Source organism: Pseudodesulfovibrio sp. 7M6 (assembly GCF_050058625.1).
Taxonomy (GTDB): domain Bacteria; phylum Desulfobacterota; class Desulfovibrionia; order Desulfovibrionales; family Desulfovibrionaceae; genus Pseudodesulfovibrio; species Pseudodesulfovibrio salinus.
This window is the reverse complement of record NZ_CP188816.1, coordinates 2,238,281-2,264,846: the sequence shown is the minus strand read 5'-3', so window position 1 is coordinate 2,264,846 and position 26,566 is coordinate 2,238,281. Positions and strand designations below refer to the sequence as shown.

The following is a 26,566-nucleotide window of genomic DNA, read 5'->3' as shown; positions in this document are numbered from 1 at the left end:
CCACATGTTATAATTAATGGAATCAGGCACAGCGCAGGGTGTGCAGGGTAATTTCCGGCACGGTACCCAGGCGCATGGGCGGGCCCCAGTAGCCGGTACCCTGGTTGACATAGAGATGTGTCGCCTCATGGGTGTACGGGCCGCGAACATAGGGCTGGAAAAGGTGGATGGCGAGCGTGTACGGGAAGTACTGTCCGCCGTGAGTATGCCCGGAAAGCTGAATATCGAAACCCGCCTTGGCCGCCTCGAAGACCGAGCGGGGACGGTGCGCCAGGAGAATGGAGACATCATGGGCCTGCGCTCCCTCCATTGCCGCAGAGGGGGAAGACACATGCGGGGGATACATCCGCGCCGCACCGTAATCGGTCACGCCAGCCAAAAGAATTTTGCCGTTGCCGGTATCCACCAGGCGGTTCTCATTGATCAGGGGTGTCATGCCGAGTTCCCGGATATGGCGGAGCCAGGGGAACACGCCGGAATAATACTCATGATTGCCGGTACAGAACCATACGCCGTGGCGGGCCGAAAGATCGGCAAAGGGAGATACGGCATTGCGCAGGCCCGCCACCGTACCGTCGACCATGTCGCCGGTATGGACGATCATGTCCGGGCCAAGAGCGTTTACTTCGTCCACTACCTTGCGTGCCCACTCCTTGCCAAGGGTGACGCCGATGTGCGTATCGGAAATCTGGGCAATGGCAAAACCGTCCAAACCGGCGGGCAGGTCGTGGATCGGAATGTCGTTGCCAAGCACACTGGGTGTTCTGTTGGCCTCATAGGCGGCATACCCGGTCAGCGGGACGGTCGCGGCCAGCAGAGTGGCATTGGTGGCGTTGAGCAGGAATTGACGTCGGCCCTTGTCCGGCCGGGTGAAATAGTTACGCTTGCGACGGCCGGTTATGCGGGCCAAGGCGCTCCCGGTGCGACGAGCAAGGATGGGCAGGTCCCTGACGATCATCAATGCCACCAGCAAAGTGGCCAGACCGAAGGCGGAGTAACCCGCCCAGTTGATGATCGTCATGGCATCGCCCTTGAGGCCGGACTGGTTCACAAACCGCAAAACGGGATGGACGTAGAGTGCAAAGGCGACCAGAAGCCATGCCGCAACCTTGCGCCCCCGGCTCAGCGGAGCCGGGTTGATGAGCCGCCAGCCCAGATAAAGCGTCAGCAGGGTGGCTATGGAAAAAACAATTATCCTGAAGGACATGCGGATTGCTCCCTGTTCGGTTCTATTTCCATAGTTATTCTATCATGATTGTCAAATGTGTGCAGAAAGGGCGGGGCCCAATGCCCGGAAATTTCAGTAGTCGGATTTTTATTCTCAGTTGGACGAGCATTTTTTTGTTACATTTTGTGATTGGTCATTCCGCCGAGCGTGCGCAGGGACTGCGGCATCGGATTCTGCCCATGAGGCGGGTTGACAAGCGCTATGCCCCATAGGCCGGGAAGTTGCGCGGAATCGGGAGAAAATCACGGATCGCTGTTCGTTTTTTCTGTGGAATCCTTGCCCTCGAGTGTTCCTAAGTGAAAAGGTCTGTGGTAAGCCGATTTCCCGGACATACTCCCGCGCTTCCAAAGCCCGCAATAGGGGCTTCTGTCGAAAACCGATCCCCCTCAAATCGAAATATTTTTTTTCTAAACTAGCTCTAGAAAAAAGTTAAATATATTCGGTTCGTGAACAGCAAGCATCTGTTAAAAACTTTTTAAAAGACGTGTTAATTGCAAATAAACGCTGAAAACAGCCTGTATCTGCCTGCGGTGTCGAAAAAAAAGTTTGACCCCCTGTACAAAAAAACGGCCTTGGGCTATCACTGAAGACACGTTCCGGGAACCGTTCCGCCATTCTGGCTGGACTTGCCCCGGGGCCCGGCGGCCTCTGCTTCGGGGGGAGTGGGGCAAGCCTTTTTTACGGGGATGTTTGCTGGTGCAACGTCTCCTGTTTTTTCTAGAAATATTCGAGGTGATGAGGATGAGTGAGCCCACTGGGGTATGGAATTATGTGCGCGGAATTGAGCGCTTGAGCTTTTGCGATTGGCCCGGGCGTCACACCTGCATCCTTTTCTTGGGCAGTTGTAACCTCCGCTGCCCGACCTGCCACAATTTTCAGCTTGCCTGGGACATGCAGTCCCTGCCGCCGCTTGATCCAGCAAAGGTGAAGACCTTTTTGCGCGACCGTAGCGGCTGGCTGGATGGTGTGACCATTTCCGGCGGCGAGGCGACAATCGTGCCGGAGCTTGGGGAATTGATCCACGAGGTGCGCAAGACCGGCCTGCCCGTCAAGCTCGATACCAACGGTATGCGTCCCGATGTGGTGGAAGAACTGTTGCTGTGCGGTCTGGTCGATGTCTTTGCCGTGGATGTGAAGGGGCCGTATGACAAATACCCCGCCCTTACCGGCAATGCCGTCTCCGCTTTGGCGGCCGAGAGTAATATGAAACGTATCTTCGCCCTGGCCGAGAGTCATCCCGGGGCATTTTATTTTCGCACAACCCAGGTCCCGGCCCTTACCGAGGCGGACCTGGATATAGCGCGGGGGTATTTGCCGCCCGACCATAAACTCACCATTCAGAAATACGTACCCCCAAGGAGGATGACGGAGCATGCCCAGCCAGATCATGAAGAGAGACGGCCGGTTGGAGACGTGGTCTACTGACCGCATCGCCGAGGCCATTTTCAAAGCGCTTGCCGCCAGCGGCATCAAGGATCCCCTGCTGGGCAAACGTCTCGCCAGAAAGGTCGAGGCCAAGCTCGAAGGCATGGAAATTCCCGAGCAGGAGCACGTCCAGAATATGGTCGAGCAGGTGCTCATGGAGTCGCGCCAGTTCGACATCGCCAAAAAGTACATTCTCTATCGTGAGAAACGCCGTCAGCTTCGTTGCCAGAAAGCGGCCTACCTCGATATCAAGGACGTCATCGACTCCTACCTGGATCAGGCCGACTGGCGCGTGAACGAAAACGCCAACATGACCCATTCCTTCCAGGGGCTCATGCTGCACCTCTCCGGCACGGTCCAGGCGCGGTATGCACTAGAAAAATATCCCGAGGAGATTCGCCTGGCCCACGAGCACGGCTATTTCCATATCCATGATCTTTCCTTCGGTCTGGCAGGATACTGCGCGGGCTGGTCTTTGCGCGATCTGTTGCTGGAAGGCTTCAATCTCGACGGCCGCGCCTCCGCCGGTCCGGCAAAGCATTTCGACACCGCTCTGGGCCAGATGAACAACTTCCTCGGCACGCTCCAGAACGAGTGGGCCGGTGCCCAGGCGTTCAACAATGTGGATACCTACCTTGCCCCGTTCATTCGGCACGACGGCCTGAACTACGAGCAGGTCCGCCAGAGCATGCAGAAGTTCGTGTTCAACCTGAACACCACTTCGCGCTGGGGCGGACAGTCGCCGTTCACCAACCTTTCCTTCGACCTCGTGGCCCCCAAGCATATCGCCTCCGAGCCGATCATCATCGGCGGCAAGTATGATGACGATCTGACCTACGGTGACTTTGCCGAGGAAATGGCCATGATCAACAAGGCCTACATCGAGGTCATGCTGGAGGGCGATCATAGCGACCGTATTTTCTCCTTCCCCATCCCGACCTACAACGTCACCGAGGATTTCCCCTGGGAATCGGAGATAGGCGAGCTGCTCATGAAGCTCACCTCCAAGTACGGCGTTCCCTATTTCCAGAATTTCATCAGCTCGGACCTCAAGCCCGAGGACGTGCGTTCCATGTGCTGCCGTCTCCAGATGGACCTGCGCGAACTGCGCAACAAGACCGGCGGCCTCTTCGGCGCGGGCGACCTGACCGGCTCCATCGGCGTGGTCACGCTCAACCTGCCCAAGCTGGCCTACCTCTCCCAGTCCGAGGACGACTTCCTTGAACTCATTGAGGAATATGCCACCATGGCCAAGGATTCGCTGGAGTATAAGCGCAAGATCATCAACAACAATCTTGAGTCCGGAATGTTCCCCTGGTCCCGCCGCTACCTGAAGAATGGCTACAAGGGGCACTTTTCCACCATCGGTCTGCTGGGCGGGCATGAGGCCTGCCTCAATCTGATAGGCAAGGGCATTGAGACCGAGGGCGGTATCCGCCTCATGCGCCGTGTGCTCAACCACCTGCGTCGCCTGACCTCCCGATTCCAGGAGGAGACCGGCAACCTGTACAATCTCGAAGCCACGCCCGCCGAAGGCACCAGCTATCGGCTGGCCAAGATCGACAAGTCCCTGTACGCGGATATTCAGACCCAGGGCAACGGCACGCCGTACTACACCAACTCCACGCAGCTCCCGGTCGGCATCTCACAGGACGTATTTTACGCCTTGGAGCACCAGAACCAGTTGCAACCGCTCTACACCGGCGGCACGGTGTTCCACACCTTCCTGGGCGAGGCAGTGACCGATCCCCAGTCTCTCAAAAACTTCATCATCAAAGCGTTCAGCAAGACCAAGATTCCCTATGTCTCGGTCACGCCCACGTTCTCCATCTGCAAGGAGCACGGCTATATTCTGGGTGAGCACTTTGATTGTCCCACCTGCGGCGAGGAGGCCGAGGTCTATACCCGCATTGTCGGGTACTATCGGCCCGTTTCCCGTTGGAACAAGGGAAAACAGGCGGAATACGCGGACCGCGTGGTCTTCAGCGACTGCCTGTGCAGCTAATGTAGGTCTTCCCTCCGCAAGAGGAAGCGGAGATGAGGATAGTGAATGTGGAGCCCTTGCCGCCTTGTCGGCAAGGGCTCCGCGCATTCCCACAGGCTTTGGAGCCGAGGGAGAGGAGGGGGGACTCCGGCGCGCCTGCTGCGGGGTGGAGGCCCCCGCAATGTCAGGCTTTGGGGTTCAATTCAGCAACGGAAGCCGAGGCAAGACTCATCCTTTCCGTTAATATTCCATTCGCCAACCGTTGGCATACACGTTGAAGCTGTCGTTCCTGACACGTCCGATCAGGGTCAGTCCGTGCTGCCGGGCATACTCCATGCCCGAACTGGTTGCCGCAGAAAAACCACACAGGGCACGTACTCCCGCCCGGACGGCCTTGACGGCCAGCTCGCGCGCCAGTCGGGACGTGAGCATGGCAATGTCCGCCGCAGCCAGTGTCTCGTCGTACAGGACCCTGCCCACGGCCTTGTCAAAGGCGCAGTGGCGGCTGACGTCTTCGCCATAGGCCAGCAACGTTCCGTCCGCCCGGAACAAGGCGGCGGCGTGTGTGGCCCCGGTGGAGCGATAGAGCCTCTGGCGCTCCTCGAAGCCTGCCCGCAGTCGGAATAATTGATCCGGGTGCAATCTCAGACGCTTGGGGAAGGTCTCGCGCCGGGGGGGTGTTCTAGCCGAGGCAAGCCTTACGAATGCCTGGCTTTCGTCCTCATTTACTTCCATGGCCAAGATGTCGGCCGCAGAGTGGATTACCCCTAGTGAGAAGAGATGGCCGGCGATCAGATTGCGGTCGTCACCCGGCGTGCGCGGTACCACGGATTCCCCCTGGCCCTCCATCTGGATGAACAGGGGTTCCTCGACGGCGATCATGTCCTCTCCGTGGCTTACCGAACCGGCAACATACCGTTCAACGGGACCGAACGCGTTCGGCTGGTCCTGCATCCGGGAGGACGAGGCCTGCTCCACGATTTCCGGGCAAAGTCGATTCAGCGAAGTGAGTGGCGGCATGGAAGCTCCGGAACTTAGGAATCGAGCGTGTTCCACAGAGTGTGGGCCATGGGCGAGAATCCCTTGGACTTTGCGTGGATGTCCAAATGGATGAGGCCCATCTGCACGGCGTCCAGGTCCGGGACGTCGAGACACTCGCGCAGGTCGATACACAGGATGTACGACTTGCAGGAATGGCACGCCTCGATACGCTCCTGGGGACGGCCGTCCACGGTGAATATCTCCCGGGTTTCGTCCTTGTCGTTGCCGCAGGACGGGCAAACGTTGCGTTTTACCCGCCAATCGTGCCCGCACAGGGAGCAGTGAAGGTGTTTTTTGCCGCCGCCGCCCACCAGGTCGAGATCAGTCGGCTCCTTGGCGGAGAGGTAGGCGATGGTGGGTGCGGAGCCACAGGCGGGACAGCGGCCGTGTTCCCACTCCGCTTCGGAAAGAGGTTTGCCCAGGCGGCCGACCATAGCACGAAAGGCGGGGGCGAAAACATTCTCTGAAATATACAGCAGATTGCGGCTTGGCAGGTCGTCGAATTGCGTGGAGGTGTTCTCAAAGTGTTTCCAGTCGCCTTTGATCCGCGCCTGGGCAAGGGCTGAAAGATGTACCGGATCATTCAGATACGTCTGCACGGCGTTGCCGGTTTTATCATCCAGGTGAAGAATTTTGCGGAGCAGCGGGAGCTGGCGTTTGGCCGATGCGGCCAGGGGGGCGGCCCAGGCCGTACAGTCCGCATCCGTGAGCACGGGCACTCCGTCGGCCAGGCGGCTAGCATCCACCTGCGGCAGCGGAGAGCTGTCGGTTGCAAACGTTTCGGTCAGGGCGGCCTGTTCTTGCATGAGTGGCCCGAATATCCGGGCCAGTTCGCCGTAGGCATCCAGCCGGTCTTCCATGGCGGCGAGGGTCGAATCGAGATGTTTCCGCGTGCTTTCGGTGTGCATGGCGTGCTCCGGATTGTCCCGGCCCGTGGGCCGGAGCTGTCCGATATGGACGCTCCGGCCTTTGGGCAGGAGAGGTTGCGTTATGCCTTCATTGCCTTGAGCGGTCTGCCCAGTTTGGCGAAGAGTTGCTTCTTCGTCAGGGGCGAAACCGGGGCGGCCGAGGCCACCGCGAACTCATGGTAGGTTTCCGGCTTGTCTATGAGCAGGTAGATGACGTTGACCGAATCGGGATCGGCCAGGAACGCCTTGGGCCAGTCCTTCTTGACCGTGGCCAGGCGCTCTTCGGCGAGCTTGAGCATGGCATCGCGGTCGCCGAACTGCATGGCCCCGGTGGGGCAGGCCCGTACGCAGGCGGGCGGCATGCCGTTGAGCACACGGTCGTTGCACATGGTACACTTGGCCATCAGACCAGTCTTCTCATTGCGGCGCGGGACGTTGTAGGGGCACGCCTCGCGGATTTCCTCAAACTGTTCCTTGGTGAACTTGGCGGTCTTTTCCGTGTACAGGATGGCGCCGGTCCGTGCGTCCTGAGTGATTGCCTCCTCGATGTACATATCGCCTGTTTCCTTGCAGGGGGCGATATCGCAGTGGCGGCACTGGTCCGGGAAGAAGTTCCAGCGGACCACGCCGGTGTCGTCGATGTAGTCGTGGAACCGGACAACCTTGTAGTTGTTGGGGTTAAGGTCCGGCGGATTCTGGTGGCTCCCCGTCTGCTTGGTCTTGTTGGCGGGCAACTCGTGCCACTCCTTGCAGGCCAGCTGGCAGCCGCGGCAAGCGGTGCAGCGGGAGGTATCTATGAGGAATGTTTTTGTCATGACAGTCTCCTCTATCGTGCTATTTCAGTGATTTTGTCCGCCTTGCGGAGGTTCACGCAGCACGCCTTGTATTCCGGGATGGTGGTGTTGGGGTCACCCACCGACGGGGTGAGGCGGTTGGTGGAGTCACCGCAACCGGGGGTGGTCCAGCCGAAGCAGTAGGGCATACCGATCTCATGGATGATCCGGCCGTGCACCTTGAGCGGACGCATACGGACGGTGACCATGGCGATGGCCTGCACCTTGCCGCGAATGGACTCGATGATGACGCCGTCGCCGTTCTTGACGCCCTTTTCCTTGGCCAGTTCCGGGCTCATTTCCACATAGAGCTGCGGTTCGGCTTCGAGCAGGTTGGGGACGTTGCGGGTCTCGCCGCCGCCGCACCAGTGCTCGGTCAGGCTATAGGTCGTCAGGACGATGGGGTAGTTCGGGTCCGCAGGCTTGGCCAGAATATCCGGCGCGCTGGTGGTGAACTTGTACACCGGGCTGGAGAGCTGCTTGGAGAACAGGTTCTTGTTCACCGGAGTCTCGGCCGGTTCATAGTGCTCGGGGAACGGACCGTCCGCCCGGCCGGGGCCAAAGAGGTGGCCCAGGCCGTGGGTCTGCATGATGAACGGGAGCTTGCCCTTTCCGGTTGCCAGCGGCGGCCATCCGCCATCGGGCACGTCACCGATCCACTTGCCGTCCTTCCACTCGATAACGGCCTTTTCCTTGTTGAAAGGCTTGCCGTTGAGGTCCACGGAGGCACGGTTGTAGAGGATGCGGCGGTTGACGGGCCATGACCAGGACCAGTTCGGGTACAGGGCGATCTTGGCCTGCATCGGGGTCTGCTTGGCAGAGCGGCGCAGGGACTTGTTGCCGTCTTCCTCGGTCCAGCTGCCACAGTAGAGCCAGTTCAGGCTGGAGGTGGAGCCGTCGTCCTTGAGGTGGACGAAGGAGGGCACCTGCTGGCCGCGCTTGTACTGCTTTCCGTTGACCACGGAATCCTTGTGGAAGCGGCCGTTGATGCGCTGGCACAGATCCTCGGGATCAAACTTTTCGGGCCAGTCGAGCTTGAGTATGGGCTCGGGGAAGGCGCCGCCTTCCTTCTTGTACTTCTCACGCAGGGTATTCATGATCGGGATGTACATCTCGCCGAAGGGACGGGTCTGGAACTGCGGCGGCACGCACAGGTGATGCCAGAGTACCCAGCGGCCGGAGTTGGTGACGGAACCGCTCTTTTCCATGCGGTGCGCGGAAGGCAGCAGGAACATCTCGGTCTTGATCTTCTTGGGATCTGCGCCGGGACGGTGCCAGTTCTCGGTGGTCTCGGAGCTGTGCAGCTCGGCGCAGACACACCAGTCCAGGTTGTCCATGGCCTTGCGGATCTTGTGCGTGTTGGGCACGGAGTTCATGGGGTTGAGGCCCATGAAGAAGCCGCCCCGGATTTCGCCCTTGTACATGCGGTCGAAGAGGAAGAGGTAGGAGTAGTCTCCACCCTTTTCGATCTTGGGCAGCAGGGGGTAGCAGAACTGGTTCTTGGCGGTGGCATTGTCGCCGAACCAAGACTTGAGCAGGCTCGCCAGATAAGCGGGCTTGTGCTGCCACCAGTTGGCCGATTCCGGATCATGGCTGATCGGGGTATTGGCCTTGTTGTATTCGTCAATGCTCTGCCAGGGGGCTGCGGGCATGGCCATGTAGCCGGGCAGAATGTGGTAGAGCATGGCATGGTCCGTGGACCCCTGGACATTGGGCTCGCCGCGCAGGGCGTTGATGCCGCCGCCCGCGATGCCGATGTTGCCCAGCAGCAGCTGGATGATGCCGGAGGTGCGGATGTTCTGCACGCCCACGGTGTGCTGGGTCCAGCCCAGGGCGTACATGACGGTACCGGCCTTGTCCGGGCGGCCCGTGGCGGAGAAGGTCTTGTAGACCTTTTCCAGGATCTTCGAGTCCACACCGGTGGTGGTGGACACGTTCTCCAGAGTGTAGCGGGAGTAGTGCTTCTTGAGCAGCTGGAATACGCAGCGCGGGTCCTTCAGGCTCTTGTCCTGCTTGGGCACGCCGTTCTCGTCCATCTGGTAGTTCCAGGTGGTCTTGTCGTAGGTGCGGCTCTTGGGATCGTACCCGGTGAACAGACCGTCCTTGAAATCAAACTTGGGATCCACCAACAGGGAGGCGTTGGTGTATTCCACCACATAGTCATTGAAGAACCGGTTGTTCTCAATGATGTATTTGATCATGCCGCCCAGGAAGGCGATATCCGTACCGGAGCGGAGGGGCACATGGAAGTCGGAACGGGCCGAGGTCCGGGAGAACTTCGGGTCCACGTGCATGACGGTTGCGCCCTTGTCCTTGGCACGCAGCACGAATTTGAAGGAAATGGGATGGTGCTCGGCCGCGTTGCTGCCCATGATCAGGATGGAGTCGGCATTGGCGATGTCGGTCCAGTGATTGGTCATGGCGCCGCGTCCGAAGGACTCACCCAGTGCGGCCACGGTGGAGCTGTGGCAGACGCGGGCCTGGTGGTCCATGTAGACCACGCCGAGGGCGCGGGCGAACTGGTGGGTCAGGGCACATTCCTCGTTGGAGGCGTGGGAGGTACCCAGCAGGAACATGGACTCGATACGGTTGACGTTCTGTCCCTTGGCGTTCTTGAGGATAAAGTCCTTGTCGCGGGTTTCCTTCACTCGCTGGGCAATGCGTTCGATGATCCAGTCCCAGCTCTTCTCTTCCCACTTGTCGCTGTAGGGAGCGCGGTACATGGGTTTTTGCAGCCGGTGGTGGCTGGTGGTCATGGAGAGCATGGCTGCGCCCTTTGCGCACAGGGCACCTTCGTTCACCGGGTAGTCCGGGTCGCCCTCGGAGCTGACCAGCTTGCCGTTCTTTACGTAGCCGATGACATTACAGCTAACGGAACAGAAAGGACAGACGGTCAGTATTTCCTTTGCGCCGGAAATCTTCAGGTCGGCGGCGTAGGCGCGCACGGGCGTCAGGCTGATCCCCAGTTGCCCCAGGGTCAGGCAAGCGGCTCCCGTCCCCGCGAGTTTGAGAAAGTTTCGGCGATCCATTGGCATGAGGATGCCTCCTTGTGTTTTGCCGTGCCGCTCAGCGCACGGGCATGGTATGGAAAAATGTTGAGCATTTATCTTTTACCATAAAAGCCAATGATTTCATCTTGTTAATTTTAGCAACCGTGGAGTTCTGGGCTGTTTTTGGTGTCAAAACAGAAGTAAGAAGAGGAATCGATCTGCTATAAATCATCTAAATAGAAAGCATTTATATTTCCAATGTATTATTTTTAACCTGATAAAATAATTGGAAATCGACGATGTGCAAAAAACGTGGAAAGGTAACACGGCCTCGAACGGTCGAGAAGAGCGGTATCGTTTGTTTTCAGGCAGCTATTGGCGGTTGGATGCCGGTGCAAAAATGAGGGGAAGAAGGAGGAAGGGCAAACGGCTGAAATCATCGAACCGAATGCCCTTCAAAAATGTTCGGCCGGAGCCGGGGGAAGAAATCTTATCCGGAGGATGGCCGGGGCCGGATTTCGCCTAGTCGTATTGCTTGGGGAAGCGGGTGCCCATCAGATATTCCATGGCTTCGGGATCAATGGTGCCGGAGGCCACGAAGAATTCAAGACCAGCCACCATGGGATGGTATGTCAGGTGATGGGGCAGGGCATCGCCCGGGGCATAAAGATATCGCTCTGCGGGAATGGCTTGGTCCACCTTGATGAGGCCTTCGCCGTGCAGGGTGGAGAGAATGACGTGGTCGAGTATGACGCCGCCGGGCAGTGTGGTCCAGATATGGTAGCTGCCGAGGGTGTCCTCACCGTTCCGCCGCTTGAGCATGTTTCTGAAGTCGTCGATGGTGGCGGGCATGAGGTTGCGGCCATCGACGGAAACGTTGCCCATGGTGATGATACCGTTCGGAATATGAAATTTCTTGGAGAGCACGTGGTACATGCCGAAGTTGACGGAAAGTACCTGGGCGGCGCGCAGGGGAAAGGGGATGTGGCCTGTTTCCTCCAGCGCGTTGAGGATGGATATATCGATGGGGAAGGGGGCTTCGGGTTGGGAAATATCGCCGATGTCCCATTGTCGGGTGCGGCTGAGAGCCGCCTGGAATTCCTTGATGTAGCTCATGAGGGCGGCGATATCACGCCACGGGCTGTAAGACAATACGGCCGGGCCACCTCCTTCCCGTTGAAGGGGACAGCCCGACCGTACGGCAATGGTTTACGCTCCGAAAGCACTCCAGAGCATCCGGGTGGCCACCAGATAAAGCAGGATGGCGAAGATGCGCTTGAGCTTGGCCACGGGCAGTGAATGGGCGAGCTTGGCTCCGTAGGGAGCTGTGATCACGCTCATCACGATGATGCCCAGGAAGGCGGGAAGATAAATGTAGCCGATGTGCGGTCCGGGGATACCTGTCACGCCGAGGCCGTTGATGAGGTATCCGGCGGTACCGGCCAGGGCGATGGGCAGCCCCACGGCCGCAGCGGTGCCGATGGCCGTGTGCATGGTTAAGTTGCACCAGGAGAGGAAAGGCACGGTCAGTGTGCCGCCGCCGATGCCGACCAGGGCGGAGAAGATGCCGATGCCGGTACCCGCGCCGACCATGCCGGGCGTGGCGGGCAGATCGCGGGCAGCCTCGGTCTTCTTGCCGGTGAGCATCTTGGTGGCCACATAATAAAGGAAAAGTCCGAAGAAAATCTTGAGCACCATGGTGGACAGGATGGAGGCCAGCCAGGCTCCGAGATAGGTGCCGATGATGATGCCGGGGGTCAGCTTCCAGAAGGCCTGGTAGTTGATGGCTCCCCGTTTGTGATGGGCCCGCATGGAAGAGATGGACGTAAAGATGATGGTGGCCATCGAGGTCCCGAGCGCAACGTGCTGGATGTGGACATCCGGGAAGTGCTGGAGTTCGAAGGCTATGTTGAGCATGGGTACGATGACCAGGCCGCCGCCGATGCCGAGAAGTCCGGCCAGCACTCCGGCGAAGGCACCGAGGCACATATAGAGGATATAGGTGGTGATCATGATGTCTTCCTGCCCGTCGCGCGGGATCGGGCCGTTGCAGTTTTCAGTGTGTTTTGAAAGCGGCGATCAGGTTTCAGACGGCAAATGTTCCAGTCATGGTGGTTTGAACTGTCCCCCTTAGCCATGAACCTTGTCGCTTGTCCGCATCACGCCGCTTTCGAACGGTCTGTCTAGAAGATGACGCGGCCGGTTATGTCCGCAATGGAGCCGCAGCCCGTCAGAACCATGGCCCCCTTGAGCTGGCCCTTGATGGTTGCCAGGTAGGTGGAGACGCCTTCGCGCAATCCGCCCACGGCAGCCACGGAGATGGGACGGCCGATGAGCACGGCGTCCGCGCCCAGGGCAAGGAGCTTGAGCACGTCTGTGCCGGTGCGGACACCGCCGTCGGCCAGAATGGCGATTGTGCCTTTGACCTCATTCGCAATGCCGGGCAGGACCTCGGCGGAACCGGGAGTATGGTCGAGCACGCGGCCGCCGTGGTTGGAGACCACGATGCCGTCGGCACCGGCTTCCACGGCCAGTCGGGCTTCATCCGGGGTCATGACGCCCTTGATGATAAATTTTGCACCCCAGGAATGGATCTTGGCGATGATGGTCTTGAGTTCGTCCACGGGCTTGGGCGATACCGGTCGGCCCATCTGCTTGAGGGTAATGAGGCCCGCAGCGTCCACATCCATGCCGAAACAGGTGCAGCCTGTAGCCTTGGCTTTTTCGAGCTTCTCGTCGAGCTCGGGACCTTCCCACGGCTTGATGAACGGAATGCCGTGTCCCTTGCAGTCGCTGATGGCCTTGAAGCCTGACTCGTGGATGAACGGAGGCACGCCGTCACCGGTACAGCCGATGACGCCGCTGTCCATGCAGCCGCCGACCACTGCATCGGCGTAGTCGTCCTCGCTGATCTTGCCACCCATGTTGAAAGATACGCCACCGATGGGAGCGGCCATGACCGGCATGTCCAGATCGTAGCCGAGTACGGTTGTGGTGGTGTCGGGTTCGGACTTGTCGTGCAGCAGGCGCATGTTCAGCTTCACGGCTTCCAGGGCTGTGATGTTGTTCTTGAATCCGGCCGCCGTGCCCAGTCCGCCCATGCCGGGCACCTCACCCGCGCAAGCCTTGCCGTCGCACACTTTGCAGACGCGGCAGAATCCCTGCATAAGCTTTTTGGCGTTTTCTCGAATTTCCTTCATTGTGTGGTCTCCTTAACTCTTCTTTTTGAATACAATAATCGACACTTCATCCAAGTGTTCGCGCATGGCCTTTTCCGCCTGAAGCACATGCCCATGTTTGACCGCCTGGACAATCGCCCTGTGGGCTGCAAGCGATGCCTGCTGCCTGGGGGGGGATTGCAGTCCGGCCACTCGGCTTTCGTAGAGCTCGTCGTGCAGGGCCCGAACCATGGCCCGCATGACCGAGTTCCCGGAGGCCTCGGCAAGTGTGGCGTGCAATTCCAGATCAAAGTGGCTGGTGCTCTCGCCCTTGGCCACAGCCTGTTCCTGTTCCGTCAGGATTGCTTCGAGCCGGGTGATGTCGCCGGGGGAGGCGTTACGTGCCGCCATACCGGCGATTTCCGGCTCCACGATCTTGCGGATTTCGAAGATTTCCCGTAACTCCGGTTGTCCGCGCAGAATGGCGCCCGCGAAGGTTGTGGCAAAGTCTCTGGAATCGGCCTGACTGACGAATGTTCCGGCTCCCTGGCGGCTTTCGACAAGCCCCTGTTCGGCCAGCGAGCGAATGGCCTCGCGAACGGTGTTGCGCGACACCGAGAACATCTCCGCCAGCCGCCTTTCCGGCGGTAGCCGATCGCCCACCGCCAGCTCCCCGCGGCTTATCATTCCGCGGATCTGGGTGACGATGTCCTCGTATATGGACTGACGGCTGACTGGTTTGATTTCCATCATTTGCCTCTCTGTGATTGGTTGGACCAATTCGCCTGTTAGACCAATCCGTTCTGGTGGTCAAGGAAGAAACCACAATCCGGGAAAAGATGCGTTCACTACTTTTTGCAAAAATTTTCGGCGCAGTGTAGGCTTGCCCTATACATTCGGGACAAAAGTGACGATGACAAACAAGCAGAAGATGAAAAGCGAGGGCTACCTGCGCTATCGCGGCGCGGTGGATGCCTCGGTATACGAGTACTTCAATTGCGACTGCTCCTGGAAGGCCGAGTGGTACCTCAAGGACGGACACTACCGGTGCTGCGGGTGCAAGGAAAGATGCGAGACCGGGGATCCTGAGGGATTCCAGCTCTTTCTCGACCTGAAATAAACGGTGGGCCATGCGTAGAATCACGACATTTCTTTTCGGCCTGGCGGCTCTCATCCTGCTGGTGCGGCCCGCCATTGCGTCGGACTATATGGATATGGATATCTGCCTGGGCAAGCAGATCGTCGCCCGGGTACTCTGCAAGTCTCCCTCGGAAGTGGACTACGTAACGCGAATCAAGAAAAATCTTTATTTGTTCACGGTGTTCTATGCCAATCGCAAGGTGCACTTCTTTGTCGGCGTGTATGGCGACATGATCCGCGTGCAGGGCAAGGAATATCAAAAAGTAACCCGTTCCATCCCCTATCATTTCGACAAGGTCTCCAAATGCGCCGTGGTGGATTATTCCGTGCCGGACTGCCCGAACTCGGAGCGCATTGTCTGCTGTTCGGAAAAGACCATTGACGAGAAGATGGACGAGAAGTTCTGGGATCGTCCCATTCCGGATCTTTTGGAAGAGGATCTGCGAAACGCCCTGAAGAACGACAATGCCACGGCTCCAGCGGCACCGGATGCTCCGGCCCAGGGCGGGCAGTAGGGGCGACAGGTCAGATTTTTCTGAGCCAGGCAACGATGCCGATGACCGCTACCGTCGGGTAGAGGGGCCACCAGACATCCTTCCACGCGCATATGGCGGCGGCGACCGTCAGCAGCAGTATATAAATCCAGGCCTCAAACATCCTGGCAAGGGCAGGCGAGGGCTTTCCGTTGTTCTGGATACGGGTGAGGGGATCGGACGGCCTGTCCGAGAGCTCAACCGGGCTGCCGGCCCTGGACAAGGACTGGAGCTTGTTTCCACACTGTTCGCAGAATCGGTTGTCGTCGGCGTTTTTCCCACCACATCTAGTGCAAGTAATCACGTCTTTTTTATTACCTTTTCATTTTACTTGGTCAAGCCCTCTCCAGGGAGATGTTGACGTGTCCTGAATTCTGTGGAAATTATATACTGATAAGTGTTACTCAGTGAGGGGCTTCTCTGCATGTCGAAAGATATCTACCTGTGTATTAAGGACGAACATGCCGTGGACCAGGAAGTTCATGACATTGTGAGTTCCATTTATCCCGATTTTGATTTTACGGTATATGAGAAGGCGTTTGATTACATTCAACGTCTTTTTTCCGGTCAAATCGATGGATTTGAAGCCTGTGACACTCCCTATCACGACTGGATGCATACGCTGGGTGTTCTGGTCACCACGGCGCGCCTGCTGCATGGGGTACATGTCGGCCGCCACCGCCTTCCCGAGCGTGTCATCTCACTTTGCCTTACAGCGGCCTTGTTCCATGATGCGGGCTACATACGCCGCAGCGATGAACCAGGGCCGGGAGGACGCTTTACGTCGAGCCACGTGGAGCGGGGTGTTGATCTGCTGGAAGCGTATGTCGATGATAACGGTATCGACATGGGCGAGTTCCTGGATATGGAGAGTATGCTCCTGTGCACGGATACCAATCTTTCTCCCGACTCCATAGTCTTTTCCAATTTCGATACCATGCTTGCCGGTCACGTGCTCGGTACCTCGGATGTTCTCGCCCAGATGGCCAACGATATCTATCTGGAAAAGCTCCCGTTGCTCTTCCAGGAGTTCAACGAAGCGGGCATGAAGGAATATTCCAGCGAATACGAGCTCTTTATGCGCACACTCGGTTTCTATTCCTTCATGCGCTCGAAGATGCGCAATCATCTCTCCAACGTTGCAGAATCCATGATTATTCATTTCAAGACGAGATACGGAGTGGAGCGGGATTTCTACGCGGAAGCCGTGGAGCGGAACATAGAGTATCTCTCCGGTCTGCTGAACGAGCACGGCGAGCACTATGCAAAGGGACTGCGCCGCCGCATGAACCGCAAGGGGCATCCCGTCTCTTCGGCCGCCTGATCTTCGCCCTCATTCCCAAAGCCTTGGCGTGGAAGTCCTCAATTGTAAACAGGGTTTTGCAATACTGCGGGAGTTGTCGTATGGTTCATGCCGATACTTCCACTCTTTACAAGGAATAGAAATTCGATGACCCCACCCGCCCCGGCGTCTTCCGGTCCAAAGCTTGACCGGGAAAAACGCTTTGCCGTCTATCAGAGCAAACTGAGTTCCCTCAAGGATCGGTCCGCTTTGCGCGAGGTCATGGAACGCGAGTTGCTTCTGGAATTCATCAATATAAACCATGGCAATATAAACGAATTTCCACTGCTCAAAGCGCAGCAGAAAACCATCGTGAATCTGCTTGGCGGCCGGACCGGGCATCCCGGCTATGAATATATTCGCAAGCAGGTCAGCGGGTTCATCGTGTCCCTGGCCCATTACGAAAAGGCGCAAAAGGGCGACGACAAGGATAGAATAGAGGAACTGGCAATCCGTCTGACCAATGTGGAGACGTTGTTGCTCAAGTGTGTGCAGGGCATCGTTTTTGCCATGGCACTCATCACGGACAATTTCGAGGAGATCATCCTCCGTTATCTGGGGCAGGAAAATCTCAAGGAGTACAGCGCTCTCATTGAGAAAATGCCGCTGGATCTGCATTTTTGGAAGACGCTTGTCGAGCAGTTCTTCACCAACCGGGTCAAGGAAGCGCACAAGGAAATTCTGGAAGGCGGCAAGTTCGATATTTCCAAGGAACGCAATTTTCTCGTTATCCGGTTCCTTTTCGACGACATTCTTGCCAAGTTGAACCCCACAACGCAGACAATAGAAAAGACCCGTATGCAAAAGGCCTATGTGGCCAGCAGCACGGAGTTTGACGGCCGCCGCCGGGCCAAATTCATTCAGACATTGCTGGTCAAGGGGCTTAGCGGATTACCGGGTGCCGATGCCATATCCTCCAAGGAATACCTGCAGGCGGCACGCATTACCTGCATTGATACCGTGGCCGAGAAGTTTGAGGAGAGGTATCAGAAACGTCTGCTGCAGGCCCGGGCCAGAAAAGACGACCCGGAAGCCGTGGAGCAGACGGACCCGGAAGAGGAAAAGAAAGAGAATCTTCGTTTCAAGTTCCTTATGGATCAGGTCGTGGCCCTTGGTGTGGGGGCCGCCATTGCCGTTGGAATGACCGGCGACAACCTGTTCAGGGCGCTGAACGAATTTCTGCCGGACCAGATCAACAACATTGCACCGCTGGCAAAGGATTTCAGCACGCCCACTTTGGAGACGATGCTTTTTTTCCTGATGGAGAATCAGACTATCCAGATCCTCAAGGAAGTGGGGCGCGATGAAGGCGGCAAGGTTCAGGTGCGAAGCGGCCGTGCCCGCAGGGTTTCCGCCGCAGCGGTCGATCAGTTGCCGTACATGACCCGGATTCGCAAAAAGCAGCTTTTTGCCAACGACACCACCCGCGAGGGAGTGCTTCTATTCAAGCCCAAGACCGCCAAGCAGCTGGCCGATTCCCTTAATATGCTCAGTCTTGAACCGGAATTGCAGCAGGGAATAATGGCGCTGTGGAAGGAAGCTATTTTCCGTGTGGACATCATGGTCCTCATCAATTTGGAACTGGTGGCCCGCTCCACCACCAATCTCAGCGCGCGCATCGCCGAAATTCTGGCCAAATACGGTGTTGCCCGTGGCAAGGTTGAACCCCAGGGATCGACCCAGTCTGTTGGGAAGGCGACCCCGGAGGCTACCGGCCCGGAATCCACGCGGGCAAAGGGGACGGATGCCAAAACGCAAGACGTTCCCTCGGCTCAGGACGCTGCCGAAGCAAAATCCGCAGAAGAGGGACCAACCACCTCCGCCTCCTGAACCAACCGCGCTACAGCATTGAAAAACCCCGCTTCCGGCCGGAAACGGGGTTTTGTTTATCCGCAGGTTCAGCCGCAATCAGCGGTTGAAGACAATAGTCTTGTTGCCGTCCACGATAACCCGATCCTCCAGGTGCCATTTGACGGCACGGGCCAGGACATGGCGTTCGATGTCGCCGCCCAGCCGTTTCAGGTCGTCCACGGTATGGCTGTGGGTGACCCGGAGCACATCCTGCTCTATGATCGGGCCTTCATCCAGCTGTGCCGTCACGTAATGGGCCGTGGCACCGATGAGCTTTACGCCCCGCTCGTAGGCGCGGCGGTAGGGGTCGGCCCCGACGAATGCGGGCAGGAAGGAATGGTGGATGTTGATTATTTTGTTGGCAAATCGGGTTACGAAATCCGAGGTGAGGATCTGCATGTATCTGGCCAGCACGATGAGGTCCACCTGGCCGTTCATGAGCTCGATGATGTTGTCCTCGGCATTGACCTTGTCGCGCAGGGAGGGGCCGACGGGCACGTGATGGAAGGGCACGCCGAAGTGTTCCACATCCTTGCGCAGGTCCGGGTGGTTGGAGATGACCATGCTGATGTCGGTCTCCAGGTCGCCCCGCTTCCAGCGCCAGAGCAGTTCCATGAGGGCGTGGTCCACCTTGGAGCAAAGAATGACCATCTTTTTGGGTTGCCAAACCGGGTTGAGGCTCCAGTCCATGATGAACCCGTTGGTCACTTCTTCGGTGAATTCCTCGCGGAGCTTTTCCAGCCCGTCCATGTCGAGGCCGGGCAGATAGAACTCGTTGCGCATGAAGAAACGGCCGCCTTCCGGATCAGTGGAATGCTGGTCGGAGTGGATGATATTGGCGTTCTTGCGATGCAGGAAGCCGGAGACGGCAGCTACGATGCCGGGCTGGTCCGGGCAGGTGATGAGCAGCCGGACGGTATTTTCTTTTGGTCTGGTCATGATAGGTCGGTATCCGTCTGGGAAAAATTTTTCCGGGCAGGCCAACGCCGCCCGGCGCAATCAAGCGCTGTATCGCAAATCCCGGCCAAACAAAAGTCTTTTCCCATAGCTGCCGGGGACGCAATTCCGTTGCGTACCATAACGCTTTCCTATAGGGTCGTTTGCCACTTGACCGGCTGTGGGATAAAGGCAATGCGCACTGTTGCCTTGCAGCGTTCGGTTTTTCGTGTCGGCAAGTATGTATTAAATCTTGAATCCGTATTCGTTCAGCCTGCTTTCGGGTTGTTCTGAAATATCTTTTTTTTCATCGGCCTGTTGAAGGCCAGCGAAAGGAGAGTCGATGTCTGAAGCCGCTCTGAAGAAAGTGATGGATCATGCCAGCGCCGGATTGGCCGCGCGTAAGGAATTTTTCGACGCCAAGGGGCCGCTGATAGTGGAAATCGGACGGACCATGGCGGTGTGTCTGGCCAGTGGCGGCAAGGTCATGTTTTGCGGCAACGGCGGCAGCGCGGCCGACAGCCAGCACCTGGCCGCAGAGTTTACCAACCGGTTCAAGCTGGAGCGTCCGCCGCTGCCCGGACTGGCCTTGACCACCGATACTTCGGCCCTGACCGCCATCGGCAACGACTACAGCTTTGAGGAGGTCTTTTCCAAGCAGCTTCAGGCCCTGGGGCGTCCCGGCGACATTCTGCTCGGCCTGTCCACCTCGGGCACCAGCACCAATGTCATCCGCGCCATGCGTGAAGCCAAGCGGAACGATATCGTCACTGTGGGCTTCTCCGGCCAGACCGGCGGGGAAATGGCCTCGGTTTCCGATTTTCTGGTTACCGTGCCTTCGGCCGATACTCCGGTCATTCAGGAAATTCACATTGCCGCAGGGCACATGCTCTGCCACCTCGTAGACCATTTCCTGTTCGAGGCCGTGGCGGAACTGACCCCCTTCCTGCCCCAGGACGCATAGCGGCAGGTCAAACAAAGGACGACTTTCGCCCCGATCGGCACACCAAGCCGGGCGGGGCGTTTTTTCTACCCGGCGCCGTCCCGGCATCACGGGCTTGACCCGTGAGCCTGAAATGGTATGCAGGGGCGCGCTTGGCGCAATATTGTTTCGGAGGAATCCCGTGACCGAACAACCCTTGACCCTGAAGCACCTGCTGGAAAATGCGGTGTTTCAATATGCCGACCGCGTGGCCCTTGGTTTCGTGGACGGTCCCCCCATCACCTATGCCCGCTTTCTGGAGATGGTTCGCGATGTGGCGACTCTCCTGTGCGGGCACGGCATCCAGCCGGGTGACAAGGTCGCCATCATTGGCGAGAATATGCCCCATTGGGCTGTTTCCTACTTTGCCGTCACCTCGATGGGAGCCATTGCCGTACCCATTCTCCAGGAATTTCACTCCAGCGCCGTGCTTCATATCCTGCGCCACTCGGAGGCAAAGCTGGCAGTTGCCTCCAATCGATACATGGACAAGGTGGAAGGCGAGGGGCTGTCGCACCTCAAGACCATTATGGTCATGGACGATTTTTCCATTGTCAACGAGGACGCGCCAAAGACCAGCTTTGACGAGGCGTTGGAAAATGCCAGAAGCCGCTTTGAGCTTTTCAGCGAATCGGCCAAGACGCTCATCGACAGCAAGGTTGGGCGGACTCTTGATGAACTGAACGACCGGTTCAGCCAGACCATCAGCGGAAAGCTGGACAAGCTGGGCGAGTCCATGGGCGAACGGTTCGACAAGATCAGCGAATCCATGGGTGAGCGGTTCGACAAGTTCAGCGAGTCCATGGGGGAACGGTTCGACAAATTCAGTGAGTCCATGGGAGAGCATTTCGACAAGATCAGCAGCCGGTTCTCCAAGGGCGAGGATAAAAAGGAATTTCAGCTTACGCCGGACAGCACTGCCGCCATCCTCTATACTTCCGGCACCACGGGCCATTCCAAAGGTGTGGTCCTGACCCATGGCAATCTGGTGTCCAGTGCCATCTCCGGCGTTAAGACCGTTTCGGTGTTCGAGACCGACCGGTTCCTGTCCGTGCTGCCCATGTCGCACACTTATGAATGTACTGTTGGCCTGCTTATTCCGATCATGTGCGGCGCTTCCGTGCATTTTCTGCAAAAGCCGCCCACGCCGAGGACCTTGCTGCCCGCCATGGAGCGGGTGAAGCCCACGGTCATGAACGTGGTCCCGCTCATCATTGAAAAGATTTACAAGAAGCGCATCAAGCCGAAGCTGGCGGCCAAAGGTATCGTCGGTGCGGTTCTCAAGTTGGGACCAGCCCGGCGCAAGGCGTCGCGAATTGCGGGCAAAAAGCTCATTGAGGCCTTCGGTGGCCAGCTGCGCTGTCTATGCATCGGCGGGGCGGCCATTTCCCCGGAGGTGGAATCGTTTCTGGCCGATTCCGGGGTGCCCTACGCCATCGGCTACGGCATGACGGAAGCCGCGCCGTTGCTGGCCGGCGTCAGTCAGGATCGCCAGCGGTTCCGGGCCATCGGGCCGTCGGTGCCGGGGGTGCGGCTCAAGATCGACAATCCGGACCCGGAAACGGGAGAGGGAGAGATTCTGGCCAAGGGGCCGAACATCATGCAGGGGTATTACAAGGCCCCTCTGGATACCGAGGAAACCTTCACCGAGGACGGTTGGCTCAGGACCGGCGACCTTGGTTTGATAGACAAGGACGGCTACCTGTTTATCAAGGGGCGGCTCAAGAACGTCATTATCGGCCCCAGCGGCGAGAATATTTACCCCGAGGAGATCGAGGCCATCATCAATGAGCACGTCCATGTGCTGGAGTCCATGGTCTACGAAGCCGAGGGCCAGGTGTGCGCCCGTATTCATTTCAATTACGACGCATTGGATGAAGCCTTTGGCGTCAACGGCATGATCGAGTCCGACGTGCGCCTGAAGGTGCAGGCCGTGCTTGAGGAGGTGCGCAAGGACGTCAACTCCAAGGTCTCCTCCTTTGCCAAGGTCGCCCGCGTGCGCGAGCAGGTGGACCCTTTTGACAAAACGCCCACGCACAAGATCAAGCGGTTCGTCTATCTGGACAAGTAGGTCTGGAGGAACAACAGCCGAAAATGAAAAGGCGCGCCCTGGAGGCGCGCCGTTTAGCAAAGGTGTGGACTTTTGCTTATGAAAATAAAAATCCCCCTACTGTATCAACAGCTAGGGGGATTCTTGTTTCCAGCAAGAAATCACGCTGGGCGATATCTTTTCATAAATCAATTTATTGATATTGACATTGGAATAATCTGGCTGTAATATTTGAAATGGTACTGGCACAGACCTGCACGTCCACGTTGCGAAGCTTGAATGCAGTGTATCCCTTCTTACTAGTTCATCCTCCTGAATCAGCCAGGGGATGTTTGTGGACGGACATTTCATTGGCGTAGATTTAAGGAAGGTGAACAATGCACCGCTTTGTTCCAAGAGAAATCGAGGCCCTGAAAAAGCAAGCCAAAAAGCTGAAAAAGCAATTGGGTTGTTCGCATAGTCATGCGTTGGACGTAATTGCCCAGCAAAATGGCTACAACAAATGGTCACTTCTTCAGAAACATTCTGTAGCGAAGGACAGTCGTAAAGATCCCGCGCGAGTGTTCGGAGTAGATGCTCCCCCCGGCAGAAAACGGATTATCCGAGTCGCAGCAATCCGCTATGCTACCGTGGAAGACCTGCTACGCCGCCACCCAGGAGAGCTTGTTTTTCGTTGTCCCGAATGCAAAAAGATTCATTCACATGGTGCTGTTGATTGGTATCTCGGTGCTGGGGATGGCCCCACGACCCCCCACTGTTTGAACCAAGATGTCGATTATCTTTTTGACCTTGTTGAAGTCTTGGAACCAGCCTTCGCTGGTTTTTTGCCGAAAAGGATTCTTAAGCACTTTGCTCCTCCTACGGCGGACGACCACATCAAGACTTGGTTTGTGTCTAAACATACCCCAGCTGTAGATCGCTCTCCATGGGATGGGCGAGAAGGTGGCTACCAATACCCCACCTATGACGGGGCGTATGATATACATGCAGTGTTGTGCGAAGCCTTTCCCACTGTTGAAGAAGATACTCTTTTCGAGATCGCTGAGAAATTGTCGGAAGATGGACCGTGGATTACGGATGCCTTCCTTCGCACTCTTGAAGAAGACGCAATGTCCGAAATCTAAACAATAAGAAGAGACAGCGACCTGCACATTGTGCAGGCCGCTGTCTTCTTAATTCGCTAAATACTTATCTGTTTACATATTGTCTGATTGCGGGGTCCACACCTATACTGAACGCCTTGGCCCTGAAGGCGCGCCTTTTTTTTACTTTTTCACATCGGCCGCGATTTGCATTTTTATGATCTTGTCCGCCGGGTAGGATACCTGCCCGGACTGACCGACGCCTTTCTTGATGTTGTCCACGAACTGCATCCCGCTGATGACCCGGCCCCAGACCGTGTATTTCCCATCCAGGAACGGGGCGGCATCAAAGCAGATGAAGAATTGGCTGTCCGCACTGTCCGGGTCCTGGGCGCGGGCCATGCCGCAGGTGCCGCGCTTGAAGGGGACCTTGCTGAACTCGGCCGGAATGTTCTTACCGGAGCCGCCGCGTCCCGTGCCTTCCGGGTCACCGCCCTGGGCCATGAAGCCGGGGATGACGCGGTGGAAGGTCAGGCCGTCGTAAAAGCCCATGCGCACCAGTTCCTTGATGCGCGCCACGTGCTTGGGCGCAACTTCGGGCATCAGTTTGATGGCCACCTGTCCGTCCTTGAGGTCCATGAGCAGGATGTTGTCCAGGTCGGCGGCGCGGCCGGGGAGGGAGAAGAGCATGACCACCGCCAGGGCGGCCAGGATGGGGCTGATCAGTTTTTTCATGAAACGTCCTAAGGTTGTTTGAGGAGTTTGCGCGGCCCTTCCTGGGCCACGTCGTTGAGAAGCCGCAGATGGAGCGGCAAACATTTGCTGAGACAGTAGCGGTCCAGGACGGTCCGGCGTGCGTTATGGCGCAGCTCCGCCAGTCTGTCCTGGTGCCGGAGCGCGTAGATGACGCTCCCCGCGATTTTTTGCGGATCATGGAAGTCCGTGAGCAGGCCGTTTTCCTTGTGGACAAGGACCTCGCGGACCGGGTCGGTGTTTGAACCGATGAGCAGGCAGCCGCAGGCCATGGCTTCCAGAAAGGACCAGGAAAGGACAAAGGGCCATGTCAGATAGACATGGGCCGAAGAGGCGAGCAGGACTTCCTTGTATTTGCCATAGGGCAGGGTACCGCAGAAATGGACCCGCTTTTCGTCCACCGGGGTCCGTTCTATGGCCTGCTGTTTGTAGCTTTGGCCGTCCGGCAGCTTGGGGCTGTAGCAGACCCGGTCATCGGCCACGATGAGCACGTGGCAGTCGGGCCGGTCCTCAAGGATGGCCGGGAGTGAATCGTAGAACTGGGGAAAGCCCCGGTAGGGCTCCAGCCCTCGTGCGCAGTAGGTGACAAGCTCCTTTGCGCCGGTCAGGTCCACGCCGGGGATATCGAGCTTTTCCAGCGGCAGCACGCCCTCTTCCAGGGGGGCGAAATACCGGGTGTTGATGCCGTCGTGGGTCTGGACGATTTTTGGCTGGAACTCCAGAGGGAACTGGGAACGTTGCCAGTTGGTGGGCGAAATGCCTACCCGGCAGGCAATCAGGTCGTGCAGAATGGCAGAGTTGCGCATGCGGAGCATGGCCTTGTCATATTCGCTCCTGTGCTGGTTCTCAAAGGTACTTTCCCGCCCCTGTGCGTTGTAGAACCACTCGAAGTAGCTGACGATGGGCGTGTCGGGATAGACATCCTGCAGGAACATGGTCTGGCCCCAGCCGGAGTGTCCGAGGATGACATCCGGGACAAACCCCTTCTTTTTGAGAGCGACGAGCGCCCGCATCAACCCCAGGCCGTGGCGGACGTTGTCTTCCATAATCCGTGTCGGAGCGTAGGCGGCTTCGGGCTTTCGGTCGTCCGGGGTGAATATCAGCTTGTCCACGCCGGGGATGGTCCACTCCTTGCGTGGATTTTTCGTGGCGAAGATCACCTGATTGCCGGGAGTTCGGCCAAGGTACTCGCAGATGTGCCGGAATTGGGCCGGAAAGTTGTTGTGTGTGACGAGAAGGCGCATGTCTGTCCCGTGTGGCTGGCTCGGAGGCAGCGCTTTCCGAGGTTATTGGTACACGGAACAGATACCTTTCGCCGACAAATTGTGCAACCGTTACGAGGCGGAAGCCTTGTCGGATGGCATCTTGCACGCTTTTTTCTGCAGGCAGCGTTGTATGTAGTCCTGCAATTCCTTCCGGTCCAATGGCTTTGCCAGAAACAAGGTTGCCCCCAGCTTGAGCAATGCGGATATTTCGCCCATGCCGACCACGGCGGACATGATGATGATGGGAAAATTCGTGAACTGCTGGTCGCCACGTAGTGTCTGAATGAGTTGCTGCCCGTCCATCTCGGGCATCATGATGTCCGTGATGAGCATGTCGAAGTCGTTGGAGGCGGTCAGGGCCTCATAGGCATGTTTGCCATGCGGGCTGACAAAGGCGGTGTGTCCAAGATCCTCAACTATTGTTGCGGCGAGTTTCTGCGATATCCGATCGTCTTCGGCGATAAGTACTTTGGCCATCAGAGTCCCCTCTCTGCTTTGCGTAAAGCCTTCCGGAAAATGGTGGCAAGCCTTTCCGGCAGGCGTAATTGCCATTCCAGGCATTGATCCAACCGTACCATAGGGGCAGCGGCTGGACACTTATAATCTGATGGGGGGAAAAGAGGCGTGCCCGCCCGGGTGGACGGGCACGGTGGAAGAATTAAGAGCGGTTACATCTTTTCGACGTGCATGGCATCGCCGAAATCACAGGTCAGTTTGTAGTTGCCCTGAGCTGTTTCGACAACGTAGTCGTTGCCGGGGAACAGGATACATGCGGGCTCGAAGCCGTCATTAATCATAACGTTTTTGGCTTCGCCATTGGATTCGAAACGGATGGTTGTTCCGTCGGCCAGGGTGACCATCTCACCATGGTGGACGTCAACCGGAAGATCGGACTCGGTAAACTCAGACATTATGATACCTCCTGCTGTTCGTGTGACAAGAATCCCCCATGGATTTCCCATACACGGTGCAAAAAAAAAAAGATAGCCAAATCGGCTGGCAACCTCTGTTGGGTGGGGTGGTTATGCGAGTCCAAGTAGTGTATTGCCTGTTGAGGAGAACGTG

The 26,566-nt window shown here is 57.6% G+C and carries 24 protein-coding genes; 9 read left to right on the top strand and 15 right to left on the bottom strand.

All coding sequences use genetic code 11. The features are described 5' to 3' along the window. Positions 1-22: 22 nt before the first annotated feature. Positions 23-1,207 (bottom strand): metallophosphoesterase, encoded by a 1,185-nt coding sequence (locus tag ACI0FG_RS10775; RefSeq protein WP_419785002.1) that lies wholly within the window; start codon positions 1,205-1,207, stop codon positions 23-25. Positions 1,208-1,969: 762 nt separating this feature from the next. Here ACI0FG_RS10775 and ACI0FG_RS10770 point away from each other — a divergent pair. Together ACI0FG_RS10770 and ACI0FG_RS10765 are read left to right on the top strand one after the other, a co-directional pair. Further along, positions 1,970-2,653, top strand: a complete 684-nt coding sequence (locus ACI0FG_RS10770; protein WP_419785001.1) for an anaerobic ribonucleoside-triphosphate reductase activating protein — start codon at positions 1,970-1,972, stop codon at positions 2,651-2,653. Beyond that, positions 2,601-4,658: a ribonucleoside triphosphate reductase gene (locus ACI0FG_RS10765; protein WP_419785000.1), complete on the top strand. Its 2,058-nt coding sequence runs from the start codon at positions 2,601-2,603 to the stop codon at positions 4,656-4,658. The genes ACI0FG_RS10770 and ACI0FG_RS10765 overlap by 53 nt, the downstream gene beginning before the upstream one ends. A 219-nt stretch (positions 4,659-4,877) precedes the next feature. Here ACI0FG_RS10765 and ACI0FG_RS10760 read toward each other — a convergent pair whose 3' ends face one another. The 8 genes from ACI0FG_RS10760 to ACI0FG_RS10725 all read right to left on the bottom strand — a co-directional run bounded on the left by ACI0FG_RS10760 (position 4,878) and on the right by ACI0FG_RS10725 (position 14,320). Beyond that, a complete protein-coding gene (locus ACI0FG_RS10760) occupies positions 4,878-5,657 on the bottom strand; it encodes a formate dehydrogenase accessory sulfurtransferase FdhD (RefSeq protein ID WP_419784999.1) in 780 nt (259 codons plus the stop codon). Positions 5,658-5,671: 14 nt separating this feature from the next. Then, on the bottom strand, positions 5,672-6,586 hold the full coding sequence (locus ACI0FG_RS10755; RefSeq protein WP_419784998.1) for a formate dehydrogenase accessory protein FdhE: 915 nt from the start codon (positions 6,584-6,586) through the stop codon (positions 5,672-5,674). A gap of 80 nt (positions 6,587-6,666) precedes the next feature. Next, entirely contained in the window at positions 6,667-7,401 is a 735-nt protein-coding gene (locus tag ACI0FG_RS10750; RefSeq protein WP_419784997.1) for a 4Fe-4S dicluster domain-containing protein, read from the bottom strand. A gap of 11 nt (positions 7,402-7,412) precedes the next feature. Continuing rightward, positions 7,413-10,454, bottom strand: coding sequence for a formate dehydrogenase-N subunit alpha (gene fdnG, locus ACI0FG_RS10745; protein ID WP_419784996.1), 3,042 nt, complete (start codon positions 10,452-10,454; stop codon positions 7,413-7,415). A gap of 477 nt (positions 10,455-10,931) precedes the next feature. Further along, a complete protein-coding gene (locus ACI0FG_RS10740; RefSeq protein WP_419784995.1) occupies positions 10,932-11,561 on the bottom strand; it encodes a hypothetical protein in 630 nt (209 codons plus the stop codon). A 57-nt stretch (positions 11,562-11,618) separates the two neighbouring features. Then, positions 11,619-12,422: a sulfite exporter TauE/SafE family protein gene (locus ACI0FG_RS10735; protein ID WP_419784994.1), complete on the bottom strand. Its 804-nt coding sequence runs from the start codon at positions 12,420-12,422 to the stop codon at positions 11,619-11,621. Positions 12,423-12,592: 170 nt separating this feature from the next. Continuing rightward, entirely contained in the window at positions 12,593-13,609 is a 1,017-nt protein-coding gene (locus tag ACI0FG_RS10730; protein WP_419784993.1) for an alpha-hydroxy-acid oxidizing protein, read from the bottom strand. A gap of 12 nt (positions 13,610-13,621) precedes the next feature. Further along, positions 13,622-14,320 (bottom strand): FadR/GntR family transcriptional regulator, encoded by a 699-nt coding sequence (locus ACI0FG_RS10725; RefSeq protein ID WP_419784992.1) that lies wholly within the window; start codon positions 14,318-14,320, stop codon positions 13,622-13,624. Positions 14,321-14,480: 160 nt separating this feature from the next. Between ACI0FG_RS10725 and ACI0FG_RS10720 the strand changes: the two genes are divergently transcribed. Beyond that, on the top strand, positions 14,481-14,687 hold the full coding sequence (locus ACI0FG_RS10720; protein WP_419784991.1) for a DNA-binding protein: 207 nt from the start codon (positions 14,481-14,483) through the stop codon (positions 14,685-14,687). 10 nt (positions 14,688-14,697) lie between these two features. Beyond that, on the top strand, positions 14,698-15,222 hold the full coding sequence (locus ACI0FG_RS10715; RefSeq protein ID WP_419784989.1) for a hypothetical protein: 525 nt from the start codon (positions 14,698-14,700) through the stop codon (positions 15,220-15,222). A 10-nt stretch (positions 15,223-15,232) separates the two neighbouring features. Here ACI0FG_RS10715 and ACI0FG_RS10710 read toward each other — a convergent pair whose 3' ends face one another. Then, positions 15,233-15,544 (bottom strand): zinc-ribbon domain-containing protein, encoded by a 312-nt coding sequence (locus ACI0FG_RS10710; RefSeq protein WP_419784987.1) that lies wholly within the window; start codon positions 15,542-15,544, stop codon positions 15,233-15,235. A gap of 120 nt (positions 15,545-15,664) precedes the next feature. Between ACI0FG_RS10710 and ACI0FG_RS10705 the strand changes: the two genes are divergently transcribed. Together ACI0FG_RS10705 and ACI0FG_RS10700 are read left to right on the top strand one after the other, a co-directional pair. After that, positions 15,665-16,564: a metal-dependent phosphohydrolase gene (locus tag ACI0FG_RS10705; RefSeq protein ID WP_419784986.1), complete on the top strand. Its 900-nt coding sequence runs from the start codon at positions 15,665-15,667 to the stop codon at positions 16,562-16,564. A 126-nt stretch (positions 16,565-16,690) separates the two neighbouring features. Beyond that, positions 16,691-18,412, top strand: a complete 1,722-nt coding sequence (locus ACI0FG_RS10700; RefSeq protein WP_419784984.1) for a hypothetical protein — start codon at positions 16,691-16,693, stop codon at positions 18,410-18,412. A gap of 78 nt (positions 18,413-18,490) precedes the next feature. Here the strand turns inward: ACI0FG_RS10700 and purU are convergent, their stop codons facing one another. Continuing rightward, positions 18,491-19,372 (bottom strand): formyltetrahydrofolate deformylase, encoded by an 882-nt coding sequence (gene purU, locus ACI0FG_RS10695; protein ID WP_419784983.1) that lies wholly within the window; start codon positions 19,370-19,372, stop codon positions 18,491-18,493. Between the two features lie 340 nt (positions 19,373-19,712). Here purU and ACI0FG_RS10690 point away from each other — a divergent pair, with 340 nt between their 5' ends. From ACI0FG_RS10690 to ACI0FG_RS10680, 3 genes are all read left to right on the top strand, one after another. Further along, positions 19,713-20,333 carry a D-sedoheptulose 7-phosphate isomerase gene (locus ACI0FG_RS10690; RefSeq protein WP_419784982.1) on the top strand — a complete coding sequence of 207 codons (621 nt, stop codon included), beginning with the start codon at positions 19,713-19,715 and terminating at the stop codon, positions 20,331-20,333. Between the two features lie 160 nt (positions 20,334-20,493). Further along, complete coding sequence (locus ACI0FG_RS10685) at positions 20,494-22,422, top strand: AMP-binding protein (RefSeq protein ID WP_419784981.1); 1,929 nt, start codon at positions 20,494-20,496, stop codon at positions 22,420-22,422. A 356-nt stretch (positions 22,423-22,778) separates the two neighbouring features. Then, the gene (locus tag ACI0FG_RS10680; RefSeq protein ID WP_419784979.1) at positions 22,779-23,525 is read left to right on the top strand and encodes a glyoxalase superfamily protein; all 747 of its coding nucleotides are present in this window, start codon (positions 22,779-22,781) and stop codon (positions 23,523-23,525) included. Between the two features lie 141 nt (positions 23,526-23,666). Here ACI0FG_RS10680 and ACI0FG_RS10675 read toward each other — a convergent pair whose 3' ends face one another. The 4 genes from ACI0FG_RS10675 to ACI0FG_RS10660 all read right to left on the bottom strand — a co-directional run bounded on the left by ACI0FG_RS10675 (position 23,667) and on the right by ACI0FG_RS10660 (position 26,412). Next, on the bottom strand, positions 23,667-24,218 hold the full coding sequence (locus tag ACI0FG_RS10675) for a peptidylprolyl isomerase (RefSeq protein WP_419784978.1): 552 nt from the start codon (positions 24,216-24,218) through the stop codon (positions 23,667-23,669). 8 nt (positions 24,219-24,226) lie between these two features. After that, complete coding sequence (locus ACI0FG_RS10670; protein ID WP_419784976.1) at positions 24,227-25,480, bottom strand: glycosyltransferase; 1,254 nt, start codon at positions 25,478-25,480, stop codon at positions 24,227-24,229. A 90-nt stretch (positions 25,481-25,570) separates the two neighbouring features. After that, positions 25,571-25,978, bottom strand: coding sequence for a response regulator (locus tag ACI0FG_RS10665; protein ID WP_419784975.1), 408 nt, complete (start codon positions 25,976-25,978; stop codon positions 25,571-25,573). 191 nt (positions 25,979-26,169) lie between these two features. After that, the gene (locus tag ACI0FG_RS10660; protein WP_419784973.1) at positions 26,170-26,412 is read right to left on the bottom strand and encodes a hypothetical protein; all 243 of its coding nucleotides are present in this window, start codon (positions 26,410-26,412) and stop codon (positions 26,170-26,172) included. Positions 26,413-26,566: the final 154 nt, after the last annotated feature.

Excerpts from the sequence above, each read along its gene's own strand:
- ACI0FG_RS10705 (WP_419784986.1), top strand. The coding sequence starts at position 15,665 with ATGTCGAAAGATATCTACCTGTGTATTAAGGACGAACATGCCGTGGAC.
- ACI0FG_RS10775 (WP_419785002.1), bottom strand. The coding sequence starts at position 1,207 with ATGTCCTTCAGGATAATTGTTTTTTCCATAGCCACCCTGCTGACGCTT.
- ACI0FG_RS10725 (WP_419784992.1), bottom strand. The coding sequence starts at position 14,320 with ATGATGGAAATCAAACCAGTCAGCCGTCAGTCCATATACGAGGACATC.
- ACI0FG_RS10675 (WP_419784978.1), bottom strand. The coding sequence starts at position 24,218 with ATGAAAAAACTGATCAGCCCCATCCTGGCCGCCCTGGCGGTGGTCATG.
- ACI0FG_RS10680 (WP_419784979.1), top strand. The coding sequence starts at position 22,779 with ATGCACCGCTTTGTTCCAAGAGAAATCGAGGCCCTGAAAAAGCAAGCC.
- ACI0FG_RS10770 (WP_419785001.1), top strand. The coding sequence starts at position 1,970 with ATGAGTGAGCCCACTGGGGTATGGAATTATGTGCGCGGAATTGAGCGC.
- ACI0FG_RS10765 (WP_419785000.1), top strand. The coding sequence starts at position 2,601 with ATGCCCAGCCAGATCATGAAGAGAGACGGCCGGTTGGAGACGTGGTCT.
- ACI0FG_RS10660 (WP_419784973.1), bottom strand. The coding sequence starts at position 26,412 with ATGTCTGAGTTTACCGAGTCCGATCTTCCGGTTGACGTCCACCATGGT.
- ACI0FG_RS10720 (WP_419784991.1), top strand. The coding sequence starts at position 14,481 with ATGACAAACAAGCAGAAGATGAAAAGCGAGGGCTACCTGCGCTATCGC.
- ACI0FG_RS10665 (WP_419784975.1), bottom strand. The coding sequence starts at position 25,978 with ATGGCCAAAGTACTTATCGCCGAAGACGATCGGATATCGCAGAAACTC.
- ACI0FG_RS10690 (WP_419784982.1), top strand. The coding sequence starts at position 19,713 with ATGTCTGAAGCCGCTCTGAAGAAAGTGATGGATCATGCCAGCGCCGGA.
- ACI0FG_RS10755 (WP_419784998.1), bottom strand. The coding sequence starts at position 6,586 with ATGCACACCGAAAGCACGCGGAAACATCTCGATTCGACCCTCGCCGCC.
- ACI0FG_RS10730 (WP_419784993.1), bottom strand. The coding sequence starts at position 13,609 with ATGAAGGAAATTCGAGAAAACGCCAAAAAGCTTATGCAGGGATTCTGC.
- ACI0FG_RS10735 (WP_419784994.1), bottom strand. The coding sequence starts at position 12,422 with ATGATCACCACCTATATCCTCTATATGTGCCTCGGTGCCTTCGCCGGA.
- fdnG (WP_419784996.1), bottom strand. The coding sequence starts at position 10,454 with ATGCCAATGGATCGCCGAAACTTTCTCAAACTCGCGGGGACGGGAGCC.
- ACI0FG_RS10700 (WP_419784984.1), top strand. The coding sequence starts at position 16,691 with ATGACCCCACCCGCCCCGGCGTCTTCCGGTCCAAAGCTTGACCGGGAA.
- ACI0FG_RS10715 (WP_419784989.1), top strand. The coding sequence starts at position 14,698 with ATGCGTAGAATCACGACATTTCTTTTCGGCCTGGCGGCTCTCATCCTG.
- purU (WP_419784983.1), bottom strand. The coding sequence starts at position 19,372 with ATGACCAGACCAAAAGAAAATACCGTCCGGCTGCTCATCACCTGCCCG.
- ACI0FG_RS10670 (WP_419784976.1), bottom strand. The coding sequence starts at position 25,480 with ATGCGCCTTCTCGTCACACACAACAACTTTCCGGCCCAATTCCGGCAC.
- ACI0FG_RS10750 (WP_419784997.1), bottom strand. The coding sequence starts at position 7,401 with ATGACAAAAACATTCCTCATAGATACCTCCCGCTGCACCGCTTGCCGC.
- ACI0FG_RS10760 (WP_419784999.1), bottom strand. The coding sequence starts at position 5,657 with ATGCCGCCACTCACTTCGCTGAATCGACTTTGCCCGGAAATCGTGGAG.